The organism is Vibrio renipiscarius (assembly GCF_000827885.1).
Lineage (GTDB): Bacteria > Pseudomonadota > Gammaproteobacteria > Enterobacterales > Vibrionaceae > Vibrio > Vibrio renipiscarius.
In genome coordinates, this window is record NZ_JTKH01000024.1 from 1,022,432 (window position 1) to 1,034,881 (window position 12,450).

Here is a 12,450-nt window from a genome sequence, read left to right on the forward strand (position 1 = left end):
ATTAACCAGCAGTTAATATGCTAGTGCATTTTATTTCGTGAAGAATGCGCGCTTAAGGCCAAGCTCTAGGCCGCGAACTTCGGCAAGACCTTTCAAACGACCGATGGCAGAGTAACCTGGGTTGGTTTTCTTCTTCAGGTCGTCCAGCATTTGGTGACCATGGTCTGGACGCATTGGGATCTTGCGTAGATCGCCTGCTTCTTCACGGCGTTGCTCTTCTTCAAGAATCGCCATTACTACGCCGTACATATCGACATCGCCGTCTAGGTGCGCCGCTTCATGGAAGCTCAATTGGTTTTCTTCACGTTGCGTTGAACGCAGGTGAGTGAAGTAAACGCGATCGCCGTGCTTTTTGATCATGTTCACTAGGTCGTTGTCGCCACGTACACCGTAAGAGCCAGTACACATAGTGATACCATTGTTCGAGCTTGGCACTTTTTCCGTTAGCCAATCGATATCTTCGATGGTTGAAACGATGCGTGGTAGACCTAGGATAGGGCGCGGTGGATCGTCCGGGTGAACCGCCATCTTAATATTTTCTTCGTCACACACGGTCATGATTTCCGCTAGGAAGTACGCCATATGCTCACGAAGTTTGTCTTTAGTGATGCCCGCGTAGCGATCAAGCTGTGCTTGGAATGCTTCTAGCGTGTAACCTTCTTCAGCGCCAGGAAGACCGGCGATGATGTTGGCAGTTAGCTGCTTGATTTGCGCTTCAGACATGTTATTGAAGTACTCAAGTGCTTGTGCTTGTTCTGCTTCGGTGTAATCTGCGTTTGCGCCTGGGCGTTTTAGAATGTGTAATTCAAACGCAGCAAATGCGATTTGGTCAAAGCGCAGTGCTTTAGAACCGTCAGCCATTTCGTATTCAAGATCAGTACGTGTCCAGTCAAGAACCGGCATGAAGTTATAACAAACGGTGTCGATACCACATTGCGCTAGGTTACGCAGTGTTTGCTTGTAGTTGTCGATCCAAAGTTGGAAGTCACCCGTTTGAGTTTTGATTTCTTCGTGCACAGGCACACTTTCCACAACCGACCAAGTTAGGCCTTTTGCTTCAATGATTGCTTTACGTGCAAGGATTTCTTCTTTTGACCACACTTCACCATTTTTAATATGGTGTAGAGCATTTACGATACCTGTTGCGCCTGCTTGACGAATATCGTCGAGAGAAACTAGATCGTTCGGACCGTACCAACGCCACGTTTGTTCCATGACTAATCACCTTTTAATAGGCAGACTTAACCCGCTCAAATCAATTGAGTTAATTAAGTTGCAAATAACAAATATAAATAACGACTTTATTAGCTATTATTTAGCTATTTTTTTCAGCAGCGAATGCTGCTTTTATAGATGACAAACTATTATTGTTTGCCACCGAATAAGACGACCGGATTGGAACTAAAGAGATAGCCATCAAAGTCCGGATCGTCAATATCAGACAATTCGAGAAGTCGCTGTTTCACATTTTCAAGGTGCTGCCACATGGCGCTTTTTGCAGTGACCGGATCTTTACGCTGCATCGCAGCCAAAATCCGGGCATGATCTTCCATCCATTCCTGGCGGTAATCATGACCGCTAATGCGTGAATGAAGCTTTTGCCACATAGGACTTTGCTCACGACGTTCCCATGAGTTTTTCAGCATATCCACTAACACGGAGTTGTGGGTCGCTTCTGCAATACTCATATGGAACTGCTCGTCACCGATGCAAAGTTCACTTTGTGCTGCCAGCTCTTGGCGCTCTAGTTCGAGCGCCGCACGCATTTTTGCGATATCTCCTGGTGTTACTTGTAGTGCTGCAAATTCTGCAATATTACTTTCAAGTAACTGACGCGCCTGTAACATTTCAAAAGGTCCCGCATCATCAGTGATGATGTGTTCACGATGAGGTGATTGATTTGGAATGTTGATCACATATACCCCAGAGCCTTTTTTGACTTCGACAAGGTTTTCCAACTCGAGCATGATGATCGCTTCTCGTACTACTGTACGGCTGACATCTAGTCGTTCTGCAATATCGCGCTCAGGTGGGAGACGATCGCCCACGTTATAGTGGCCATCAGTCAATTCTTGTCGTAAAACCAACCCTAGTTCTTGATAAGGACGTTTGGGTTCAAAAGGCATCATGATGATATTATCGCTTCTTTCCATTTCAGTTCACTCCATCATAACTAACCAGATTAATTGGTCAACCTATCTGAATCGTTATGTGGCAATACCTTTACTTCTCTAATAAATATTTTAACTGGTTTATTTAACTGCTTGAATACGTTCAATTAGAGTAAACAATTCAGGATTATTTTTCTGTACGTCGTCGTACATTGGTTGAACCGCTGTTACGAATGATGCTTTGTCTACTTCAACAAATTTCACGCCAATTTCTTCAGCTTTAGCGCGTTCTTCTTTTTCAGATTCAGCCCAAAGTGTTTTCATTAGCTGCATTGAGTTCAATGCTGCGGTCTTAACTGCTTTTTGATGCTCTTCAGATAGACCATCAAACGCATTAGTTGAGATCACTAGTACGTCAGGAACCATGGTGTGCTCGTCAAGAGAGAAGAATTTTGATACTTCGCTGTGGCGGCTCATGCCGTATGAAGGAATGTTGTTTTCTGCTGCATCTACAACGCCTTGTTGTAATGCGGTGTATAGCTCACCGTACGCTAGAGGTGTCGCGCTGCCACCAAGAGCTTCAACCATCGCGATTGCTGATGGGCTTGGCTGTACGCGTACTTTCATACCTTTTAGATCTGCTGGCGTATTGATTGGCTTGCTAGTGTAGAAGCTACGAGCGCCTGCATCATAGTACGTTAGACCGATGAAGCCGCTTTTGCGTGAAGATTCAAGGATCTCTTCGCCGATTTCGCCTTCTTGAGTCGCATAGAAGTGTGTTTGGTCACGGAAAAGGTAAGGCATGTTAAATGCAGAGTAGGCCGGAGCAAACGCTTCTAGTTCTGCTGCATTGGTTTTAACCATTTGCAGCGCGCCATTTTGCATCAGTTCCATTGACTCACGTTGAGAGCCAAGTTGTGCATCTGGGTAAATACGAATACGGACTTCACCATCAGTTGTTTCACGCACTTCTTTTGCCATCGCGTCCATCGCTTTATGCACGGCGTGGTCACGAGTGTGATTGTGGCTCAATTTTAGAGTCGTTGCAGCAAAAGCTTGTGCACTGACACCAAACGTTAATGCTGCACCGATCACTGCAGTTAATAGGCTCTTACGTGTTTTCATTATTATTTCTCCGTGAGATGTATTCCGTAAATTTTGTAGGAGTAACTTGTTTCGACGCTAATCTTGCGACCAATTCTGGGCGTCGTCAAAGTAAAAAACATAATTGGTTGAGCAATATCACACTTATCAAGAAAGAATTGGTCAACCAGTTCAAGTGTGAACTCGGTCACGGACGATGTGTGAGCAGTGAATATAATGCCCGCAGAAAAAGAAATGTTAATGCTTAATAGATATGAACGTGAGTTTATATTGGTTAACCAATAGCAATAATTTGCTAGTCATATGAAATGACGGCGATGTTAAGGAAACAACAATGAAAAAATTGGTCGAATACATCAATAAAGGCTTGGCGACATTCACCGTCTCGCTTTCTACTTTCCTCGTACTTTGCGTGGTTTGGCAAGTCCTATCACGCTACATCATCGGTCGTCCAAGTACTGTGACTGATGAGCTTGCTCGTTACTTGTTCATGTGGGTTGCTCTTATCGGTGCTGCTTACACAACAGGCCAAAAGCGTCACCTTGCCATTGACCTATTAACAATGAAGTTAAAAGGCAAACGTAAAGTGATTAATGAATTGATTATCCAAATTGCTATTGCTGTGTTTGCATTCGTTGTTCTGGTTTACGGCGGCTCTAATTTAGCAATTAAAACGTTGGCAACAGGCCAGCTAACGCCGGCACTAGGTTTTGAAATGGGTTACATCTATTTCTGTCTACCAATTAGTGGTGCGCTGATGATTTTCTACTCTGTGGTTTTCGGCATCGAAAAAATTCAACAACTTATCTCTGGTGATGTGGCTGTAAGCGACGCACAACAAAACTAATTTCGAAGAGGAATTCCACAATGGAATGGCAATTAATTCTTACCCTATTTGGTACCTTCGCTGTGTTGCTCACGCTTGGTATCCCAGTCTCGTTTGCGATTGGTCTTTCTTCTCTTGCAACCATTATGATGAGCTTGCCGCTAGAACCTGCAATCGCAGTCGTCGCGCAACGTATGGCTGCTGGTCTTGATAACTTTGCACTATTGGCTATCCCGTTCTTTATTTTAGCGGGTAACATCATGAACCAAGGCGGTATCGCGATCCGTCTAATTAACTTTGCTAAAGTACTGGGTGGTCAGCTACCAGGTTCACTAGCACACGTTAACGTTCTTGCTAACATGATGTTTGGTTCAATCTCTGGTTCCGCGGTTGCATCAGCTGCGGCAGTGGGCGGCACGATGGCGCCACTACAAAAGAAAGATGGCTACGATGAAGCGTTCAGCGCAGCGGTAAACATCACTTCTTGTCCTACTGGTCTATTGATCCCGCCAAGTAACACGCTAATCGTATTCTCACTGGTTTCTGGTGGTACATCGATAGCTGCTCTTTTCCTTGCAGGTTACCTACCGGGCATCTTGATGGGTCTAAGCTTGATGGTTGTGGCCGGTATTATTGCCAAACGTCGTGGCTACCCAGTTGCAGCCCGTCCTACGTTAGCGGCTGTTTGGGATACATTTATTAAAGCAGCACCGTCACTTCTTCTTATTGTTGTGATCATGGGCGGCATCATCGGCGGTATCTTTACGGCAACAGAAGCATCAGCAATTGCTGTGGTTTACACGCTAACATTAGCAGTGGGTGTTTACCGTGAAGTGACGATTCGTGATCTACCAAAAATCGTGCTTGAGTCTGCAGTAACAACCTCAATCGTATTGCTTTTGGTTGGTGCATCAATGGGTATGTCTTGGGCAATGGCGAACGCTGATATCCCTTACATGATTGCGGATGCGCTACTAGCGGTTTCTGAAAACCCACTAATCATTCTATTGATTATCAACGTAATCCTATTGATTGTTGGTATCTTCATGGATATGACACCAGCGGTTCTAATCTTCACGCCAATCTTCCTACCAATCGTGTTAGATATGGGTGTGGACCCAGTACACTTCGGTATCATGATGACATTCAACCTTGCTATCGGCCTATGTACTCCACCAGTGGGTAGTGCACTGTTTGTTGGCTGTTCGGTTGCAAACATCTCTATCGATAAAGTAATCAAGCCACTACTACCGTTCTACGCGGCGCTATTCCTAGCACTATTGGCAATTACGTTTATCCCACAAATCAGTCTTCTGCTTCCACAGTTGATTCTAGGTTACTAAGTCAATAATTAAACAATTCGACTATCGGATTTGCCTCCATCAATTTGCCTCGCAGCCTTTAATCGGCCGCGAGGCCAAGGAAAAAAACAATGAAAACAATCGCAAATACCAACTTGAATGAACAAGTAATTCGTCCAACTTTCGCTCGCTCAAATCTTAAATCTCGCATTGTTCACCTTGGTTTTGGTGCTTTCCACCGCGCACACCAGGCGTTATTCACCAATGAAATGTTAGAGAAAACCAACAGTGATTGGGGCATCTGTGAAGTAAACCTATTTGGCGGCGAAGATCTGATTGAGCAACTTCGCGCACAAGACCACCTATACACAGTGGCAGAGAAGGGCGCAGAGTCGACAGACGTTAAACTGATTGCATCAGTAACGGAATCGCTACACCCAACCCTAGATGGCAAAGCGGCTGTATTAGCTAAGATGACCGAAGAGCAAGTGGCGATCGTATCGATGACCATCACTGAAAAAGGTTACTGCGCCGATCCAGCAACTGGGCGTCTAGACAAAAACAATGGCCTAATCATTGCGGATTTGGCAAACCCACAAGATCCAAGTTCAGCGATTGGTTACATCGTTGAAGCGCTGCGTCAGCGCCGTGAAAAAGGCATCCAACCATTTACTGTGATGTCTTGCGATAACGTACAAGAAAATGGCCACGTTGCACGCGCGGCAGTATTGGATTTCGCTAATCTTGTTGACGTTGAACTGGCATCATGGATTGAAGCGAACGTGACGTTCCCATGCACCATGGTTGACCGTATTGTGCCTGCGGCAACAGAAGAAACGCTGACTGAAATTGCTGAGTTAGTGGGCGTAGAAGATCCATGTGGTATTGCTTGTGAACCGTTCCGTCAATGGGTTATCGAAGACAACTTCGTTGCTGGTCGCCCAGATTGGAACGTTGCGGGCGCAGAGTTTGTCAGTGACGTGGTGCCGTTTGAAGAAATGAAACTGCGTATGCTAAACGGCAGTCACTCATTCCTAGCGTACCTAGGTTTCCTTGGTGGCTACGCACACATTTCAGACACCATGACGAACGAAGATTACCGCAAAGCGGCGTTTAACATGATGATGAAGGCGCAAGCGCCAACGCTGAACATGCCAGAAGGGACTGATCTAGAAGCATACGCAACGCTACTGATTGAGCGCTTTACTAACCCAAGCCTAAAGCACCAAACATGGCAAATTGCGATGGATGGTAGCCAGAAGATCCCACAACGTATGGGTGGTTCGCTACGTCATCATCTAGCGCAAGGTACGGATTTCAAATGGTTGGCAATGGGTATTGCGGGTTGGATGCGTTACGTTGGCGCCGTGACTGAGCATGGCGAAGCGATTGATGTTCGTGACCCAATGGTAGAGCAATTCCAGGCGATTTACGCTGAGCACGGTCTGAATGCCTCAGTGGTGAAAGCGCTACTTTCAATCGAAGCGATTTTTGGCACGGACCTTATTGCTAACGAAACCTTCGTTACTGCGGTAACAAACGCGTACCAGTTAATCCTCGATAAAGGCGCTCGCGAAGCTGTCGCTTCTCTTTAATCGTGAAATGATGCCCTCCGATGTGAGGGCTTCTTTGTTTTAAATCTTGCTGTTGTAAATAGTGTTTAAAATTTCTTTGGTGTGGGCGAGGCCGGCACCTACGGAGTAGAAAATGAAAAACTTTTTGTGTGAAGACTTCTTGCTATCGAATGACATCGCTCGTGAGCTATACCATGATTACGCCCAAGCGATGCCAATCTACGATTACCACTGCCATCTAAACCCAAAAGAAGTGGCTGAGAACCGCCAGTTTGAAAACCTAACCAAGATCTGGTTGGAAGGGGATCACTACAAGTGGCGTGGTATGCGCTCAGCGGGCGTGCCTGAAGCATTGATCACAGGTACTGAAGCGTCAGATTACGAAAAGTTCCAAGCGTGGGCAAAAACCGTTCCGCAAACATTGGGTAACCCACTGTACCATTGGTCTCACCTTGAGCTTCGCCGCCCATTCGGTATTACCGGTAAACTGTTTGGCCCAGAAACGGCAGACCAAATTTGGCACGAGTGTAACGAACTATTGGCAACGCCAGAGTATTCAGCGCGCGGCATCATGAAGCAAATGAATGTTGTGATGGCGGGCACCACTGATGATCCTATTCACTCATTGGAATACCATAAAGCGATTGCAGAAGATGACAGCTTTGATGTTGAAGTCGCGCCAAGTTGGCGTCCTGACCGTGCGTTCAAGATTGAATTGGATGGCTTCGCTGAATACATGACACTACTTGGTGAAGTAGCGGATGTTGAAATTACTCGCTTTACCGATCTTTTGACTGCGCTTGAGCGTCGTCTAGAACACTTTAGCGCACACGGCTGTCGCGCAGCGGACCACGGTATTGAAATCGTTCGTTACGCCGCTGTTCCAAGCGAAGCTGCATTGGATGCGATGCTAACGCGTCGTCTGCAAGGTGAAACGCTGAGCGAACTAGAAATCGATCAGTTCAGTACCGCTGTTCAAGTTTGGCTTGGCAAGCAATACGCGAAAATGGGTTGGGTAATGCAGCTGCACATCGGTGCACAGCGTAACAACAGCACGCGTATGTTCCAATTATTAGGCGCTGATGCAGGCTTTGACTCAATTGGCGATCGTCCGTTCGCACTGCAATTGTCTTGCTTGATGAACGCCATGGACATCACAAACGAGCTACCAAAAACCATTCTTTACTGCCTAAATCCACGTGATAACGAAATGATGGCAACCATGATTGGTAACTTCCAAGGTGGCGGTATTGCAGGCAAGATTCAATTTGGTTCTGGCTGGTGGTTCAATGACCAAAAAGATGGCATGGAGCGTCAAATCCAGCAGCTTTCTCAACTGGGTCTACTGAGCCAGTTTGTCGGCATGCTAACGGATTCACGTAGCTTCCTGTCGTACACGCGTCATGAATACTTCCGTCGTATCCTTTGTAACATTATTGGCCAATGGGCAGTCAATGGTGAAGTGCCAAACGACATCAAGATGCTGGGTAAAATGGTGCAAGACATCTGTTATCAAAACGCTAAGTCTTACTTCGTTCTACCAGGAGAGAAAGCATGAAGCGTATTGCCTTAATCGGGGAATGCATGATCGAGTTAAATGGCGCGCCATTTGGCGCCATGACTCAAACGTTTGGCGGTGATTCGCTTAATACTGCGGTTTACCTTGCACGCGTTGCGGGTGAAAAAGTGGCGATTGATTACGTGTCAGCGCTGGGCTGTGATGCGATTAGTCAAGGTATGCTTGAGCGCTGGCAACAAGAAGGTGTGGGCACCAATCTGGTGCTGCGCGACGAGACTCGTCAACCAGGTCTTTACCTTATTCAGTTGGATGAGCAAGGCGAGCGTACTTTCTTGTACTGGCGTAATCAATCCGCAGCGCGTTACATGATGCAACATGCGGATTTTGGTAAAATTGAAGCATCTTTAGTGGATGTCGATATGGTCTACCTTAGCGGTATCAGCATTGCTATCTTACCCGCGCAAGACCGATCTAAACTCATCACGCTTCTTGCCGCATTACGTGCTAAAGGTGTCGAAGTGGCGTTCGATTCTAACTATCGTCCAGCGCTATGGCGTGACGCGGACGAAGCTCGTGAATGCTATCGCGAGATTTTTGCTATCACTGATTTGGCGCTAGTGACCAACGATGACGAAGCTAATCTTTGGGGCGACAGCGATGAGCAGGCAACTTTAAACCGTCTGCAAGCTGCGGGTGTAAAAAAAGCCGTAGTGAAGATGGGCGCGAAAGGTAACTTGTACCAAGAATTTGGGGCTGGAGAGCTTGAAGCGATTGCAACGACACCGGTTGAAGTCGTGATTGATACGACTTCGGCGGGCGATTCATTCAACGCCGGATTCTTAGCGGGCTACCTACAAGATAAAGATGCCCAGCAGTGTTCGCGTCAAGGCCATCAACTGGCGGGTATCGTGATCCAGCATAAAGGCGCGATCATCCCAACACACGCAACAGAAGCGGTTCGCTTTGTTTAGTCACCTCGATGACTCGACATTGGTGACTAGATATTGATGTAGAGAAACGGATTTTAAAGTAAGGATTAAATATGACCACGATTGCACAGCAATTGGCTGAAATTAAAGTTATTCCCGTGATTGCGATTGACCGCGCAGAAGACATTATTCCACTGGGTAAAGCGCTAGCAGACAACGGTTTGCCAGCGGCTGAAATCACTTTCCGCTCAGATGCGGCAGTAGAAGCAATTCGTTTACTGCGTGAAGCGCGGCCAGATATGCTTATCGGTGCAGGTACGGTGTTAAACCGCGAACAGGCGATTGCTGCTAAGCAAGCGGGCGCAACGTTTGTGGTTTCTCCGGGGTTTAACCCAAACACGGTTAATGCATGTCGCGAAATCGGCATCGATATCGTCCCAGGCGTGAATAACCCAAGCGCGGTAGAAGCGGCGATTGAAATGGGATTAACAACCCTGAAATTCTTCCCAGCAGAAGCATCTGGCGGCATCAACATGCTGAAATCCTTGCTTGGCCCGTACACGCAAATTCAATTTATGCCAACGGGTGGCATCAGCACCAAGAACGTTAATGACTACCTTGCCATTGATCGCGTAATTGCTTGCGGCGGTACTTGGATGGTGGATAAAGCTCTGATCAATGAAGGCCGTTGGGACGAGATCGGTCGCCTAGCACGTGAAGCCGCAGATTTAGTGAAATAAACTCGCGCAGCAACAGTCAAACCCAATGATTAAGGCTTCTTTCGAGAAGCCTTTTTTAGATAAGCCGTTTTAGAACGATATCCATATTTTCTAGTGAGGCTCTATGCAGATTGCTTTTTTACATACCTTAGCGGCTAACCAGTCGTTATTTGAACCTTTTATCGCATCCAGTGGTTTAGATAAATGGGCGAGCATGCACCACCATTGCGCGCCGCAATTACTGCAACACGCGAGCACTGTCGGAATTGATGATGAATTGGCATCGATGGTTGAACAACAAGTGCTGAAATTGGAAGCGCAGGGCGCTGATTGGGTGGTTTGCAGTTGTTCGAGTATTGGCGCATTAGCCGAACAGGCGAACACCCGATTTGCCCAAGTGATACGTGTGGATAGACCCATGGCGATTGAAGTCAGCCAAGGCGATAGCGTCACAATTTTGGCTGCGCTCTCAACCACCATAGAGCCGACCATGAACCTATTAGCAGAATACGACGCTGATATCGCACAGCGAGCCACGGTGGAAGTGATTCCAGAAGCGTGGTCATATTATTTAGCCGGAGATAATGACGCGTACCTGGCGAGCATTGCGCAATACATCGACCAACATTGTCAAAATGATCGCCGTATTGTGTTGGCGCAAGCCTCAATGGCGCCGGCGATAGTACAACTAAACCAAGCAACGCGTGATCGCACTCTCACCAGTCCAAACCTGTGTTTGGCGTATTTAATTGCTGAGTTAGCAACGAACGAGCTAGGCGAGAAATCATGAATGGTCTATTACCTGAATGGGATCTTGCCCAAGCCGTTGGGATGTTTGGCTTTGCCATCGGTACAACTGCATTTCTTCATCGTGATGGCCAGCGCTTTCGTCTGCATTTGATGATCTTTCAATTTATCATGTGTGGTCATTTTGTGATGATGGATGCGATGGTTGCCGCGTTTGGGAGTGGCATCAGCGCGATACGCAGTTACAGTTCCACCAAGACGCAATCCACGGGTGTGATGGTGTTCTTCATTGTAATGATTTGGGGGATGGGTTTACCTCAGTTAGATTACCTCTATGAGCTATTACCGATTATTGGATCGACAGTCGCAACATTGGCGTTGTTTAAGTTTCAAGGCTTGCCAATGCGATTACTGATGTTAGTGAGCTCATGCTGTTGGGTGATCAATAATCTTTTGATGGGGTCTATAGGTGCCACTTTGATGGAGGTGATCTTTATCTTCGTTAATTTAAGTACGATTTTACGGTTGTATTTTGCGCAAAGCACGTCTCGCGCTTAGCGTCGATAATATAAAAAAACCGAGCACAGAACGCTCGGTTTTATCGTGATTTATGAACCATTAGATGGCACTTAGTTTGCCGTCTTTGCTCATCATTGCTGGAACCCATGCTAGCTTATCTGCTGACATTTTGTTACCGCATGGTAGTTTAATATGGTTCACTAACCACACAACACAACCGCGTTCAAGATTGAATAGAACACGCGCTTGTGAGAACAACTCACCATCATCAAAAGCTTCAGAAATAGGCATCGCAGCGCCTTGCCATGCGTTGATGACATCTTCTACTTTATGCTCAACCTTAAGAGTAATGACTTCAGGCTCCACATCTTTGACAATGCGCATTTCAATATTCGTGTGCAATCCCACTTGTTGTAGCGAGATCTGATGCGGAATATTGCTATCATTCCAAGTTAATGTGCTGTTTATGGATTGGGCGGCCAACCATTCATGAGAGATTTTAATGATTGCTTTGCGTACCGGCATTGGATCGTTCACCGCAACTAATGGGCGGTGTGGTTGCTGGGTATTGAAGACAATAAAGTCATGCGCTTTAAGATCGGCAAATTGTTCATTCACAAGATCTTCGCTAAAAGCCACATCACGCGCTTCAAGAAGATCTTCTGCGATGCTGTTGAATGGTTGAAGGCTATAACCAAAGCGCTCTTCACCGGCCAGGATGATTTGAACGTCGATGTACTTGCGATGAATCTCAGATTTACAGTCGGTGATAACCTTGGTGTTGTCATCAACGACAAAGAAGAAAACGTCATCACCGTCAAGTTGGTAACGACCATTCTCGACTGAAGCACTTAAGCGTTGTTTTACCTGTTCAATCACTTCAAACATTTTAACTGGAAGATTCTGATATGTGTCCAGTTCAGATAAGTTGCCTTTAAACACTAATTACCCCAATAGCCACGTGGTGGCTGCATTAGAAAGGGCCATTATAAACGAGGAATAGAACTGGTTGACCAATTATGAGTGAATTTAGATGAGGAAGGAGAGCTGGATCAACAATTTGTTTGAGTCGGTATTCAAGCAAAGAAATAGGCGTAATAA

Annotated in this window: 12 protein-coding genes; 8 read left to right on the forward strand and 4 right to left on the reverse strand. The window is 46.2% G+C overall.

The annotated features are described in order from the left end of the window. Positions 1-30 precede the first annotated feature (30 nt). The 3 genes from uxuA to OJ16_RS18235 all read right to left on the reverse strand — a co-directional run bounded on the left by uxuA (position 31) and on the right by OJ16_RS18235 (position 3,236). Complete coding sequence (uxuA, locus tag OJ16_RS18225) at positions 31-1,215, reverse strand: mannonate dehydratase (protein ID WP_040992670.1); 1,185 nt, start codon at positions 1,213-1,215, stop codon at positions 31-33. Positions 1,216-1,364: 149 nt separating this feature from the next. Continuing rightward, a complete protein-coding gene (locus OJ16_RS18230) occupies positions 1,365-2,153 on the reverse strand; it encodes an FCD domain-containing protein (RefSeq protein WP_040992671.1) in 789 nt (262 codons plus the stop codon). Positions 2,154-2,252: 99 nt separating this feature from the next. Beyond that, positions 2,253-3,236 carry a TRAP transporter substrate-binding protein gene (locus OJ16_RS18235; RefSeq protein WP_040992672.1) on the reverse strand — a complete coding sequence of 328 codons (984 nt, stop codon included), beginning with the start codon at positions 3,234-3,236 and terminating at the stop codon, positions 2,253-2,255. Positions 3,237-3,549: 313 nt separating this feature from the next. On the opposite strand from OJ16_RS18235, the gene OJ16_RS18240 reads away from it, so the two are divergent. From OJ16_RS18240 to OJ16_RS18275, 8 genes are all read left to right on the forward strand, one after another. Beyond that, positions 3,550-4,062, forward strand: coding sequence for a TRAP transporter small permease (locus OJ16_RS18240; RefSeq protein ID WP_040992673.1), 513 nt, complete (start codon positions 3,550-3,552; stop codon positions 4,060-4,062). Positions 4,063-4,082: 20 nt separating this feature from the next. Then, on the forward strand, positions 4,083-5,384 hold the full coding sequence (locus tag OJ16_RS18245) for a TRAP transporter large permease (RefSeq protein WP_040992674.1): 1,302 nt from the start codon (positions 4,083-4,085) through the stop codon (positions 5,382-5,384). Between the two features lie 89 nt (positions 5,385-5,473). After that, positions 5,474-6,937 (forward strand): fructuronate reductase, encoded by a 1,464-nt coding sequence (locus tag OJ16_RS18250; protein ID WP_040992675.1) that lies wholly within the window; start codon positions 5,474-5,476, stop codon positions 6,935-6,937. 112 nt (positions 6,938-7,049) lie between these two features. Next, complete coding sequence (gene uxaC, locus OJ16_RS18255) at positions 7,050-8,474, forward strand: glucuronate isomerase (protein WP_040992676.1); 1,425 nt, start codon at positions 7,050-7,052, stop codon at positions 8,472-8,474. Further along, positions 8,471-9,406: a sugar kinase gene (locus OJ16_RS18260; RefSeq protein ID WP_040992677.1), complete on the forward strand. Its 936-nt coding sequence runs from the start codon at positions 8,471-8,473 to the stop codon at positions 9,404-9,406. Before uxaC ends, OJ16_RS18260 begins: the two co-directional genes overlap by 4 nt. Positions 9,407-9,477: 71 nt before the next feature. After that, positions 9,478-10,104: a bifunctional 4-hydroxy-2-oxoglutarate aldolase/2-dehydro-3-deoxy-phosphogluconate aldolase gene (locus OJ16_RS18265; RefSeq protein ID WP_040992678.1), complete on the forward strand. Its 627-nt coding sequence runs from the start codon at positions 9,478-9,480 to the stop codon at positions 10,102-10,104. 103 nt (positions 10,105-10,207) lie between these two features. Continuing rightward, the gene (locus OJ16_RS18270) at positions 10,208-10,873 is read left to right on the forward strand and encodes a hypothetical protein (protein ID WP_040992679.1); all 666 of its coding nucleotides are present in this window, start codon (positions 10,208-10,210) and stop codon (positions 10,871-10,873) included. After that, entirely contained in the window at positions 10,870-11,388 is a 519-nt protein-coding gene (locus OJ16_RS18275) for a YgjV family protein (RefSeq protein ID WP_040992680.1), read from the forward strand. The genes OJ16_RS18270 and OJ16_RS18275 overlap by 4 nt, the downstream gene beginning before the upstream one ends. A 60-nt stretch (positions 11,389-11,448) precedes the next feature. On the opposite strand, the gene OJ16_RS18280 is transcribed toward OJ16_RS18275, so the two are convergent. Then, complete coding sequence (locus tag OJ16_RS18280) at positions 11,449-12,291, reverse strand: YhcH/YjgK/YiaL family protein (RefSeq protein ID WP_040992681.1); 843 nt, start codon at positions 12,289-12,291, stop codon at positions 11,449-11,451. Positions 12,292-12,450: the final 159 nt, after the last annotated feature.

Bases quoted from the DNA above. Each gene is read 5' to 3' on its own strand.
- OJ16_RS18260 (WP_040992677.1), top strand. From the start codon at position 8,471: ATGAAGCGTATTGCCTTAATCGGGGAATGCATGATCGAGTTAAATGGC.
- uxaC (WP_040992676.1), top strand. From the start codon at position 7,050: ATGAAAAACTTTTTGTGTGAAGACTTCTTGCTATCGAATGACATCGCT.
- OJ16_RS18270 (WP_040992679.1), top strand. From the start codon at position 10,208: ATGCAGATTGCTTTTTTACATACCTTAGCGGCTAACCAGTCGTTATTT.
- OJ16_RS18275 (WP_040992680.1), top strand. From the start codon at position 10,870: ATGAATGGTCTATTACCTGAATGGGATCTTGCCCAAGCCGTTGGGATG.
- OJ16_RS18250 (WP_040992675.1), top strand. From the start codon at position 5,474: ATGAAAACAATCGCAAATACCAACTTGAATGAACAAGTAATTCGTCCA.
- OJ16_RS18245 (WP_040992674.1), top strand. From the start codon at position 4,083: ATGGAATGGCAATTAATTCTTACCCTATTTGGTACCTTCGCTGTGTTG.
- OJ16_RS18235 (WP_040992672.1), bottom strand. From the start codon at position 3,236: ATGAAAACACGTAAGAGCCTATTAACTGCAGTGATCGGTGCAGCATTA.
- OJ16_RS18230 (WP_040992671.1), bottom strand. From the start codon at position 2,153: ATGGAAAGAAGCGATAATATCATCATGATGCCTTTTGAACCCAAACGT.
- uxuA (WP_040992670.1), bottom strand. From the start codon at position 1,215: ATGGAACAAACGTGGCGTTGGTACGGTCCGAACGATCTAGTTTCTCTC.
- OJ16_RS18240 (WP_040992673.1), top strand. From the start codon at position 3,550: ATGAAAAAATTGGTCGAATACATCAATAAAGGCTTGGCGACATTCACC.
- OJ16_RS18265 (WP_040992678.1), top strand. From the start codon at position 9,478: ATGACCACGATTGCACAGCAATTGGCTGAAATTAAAGTTATTCCCGTG.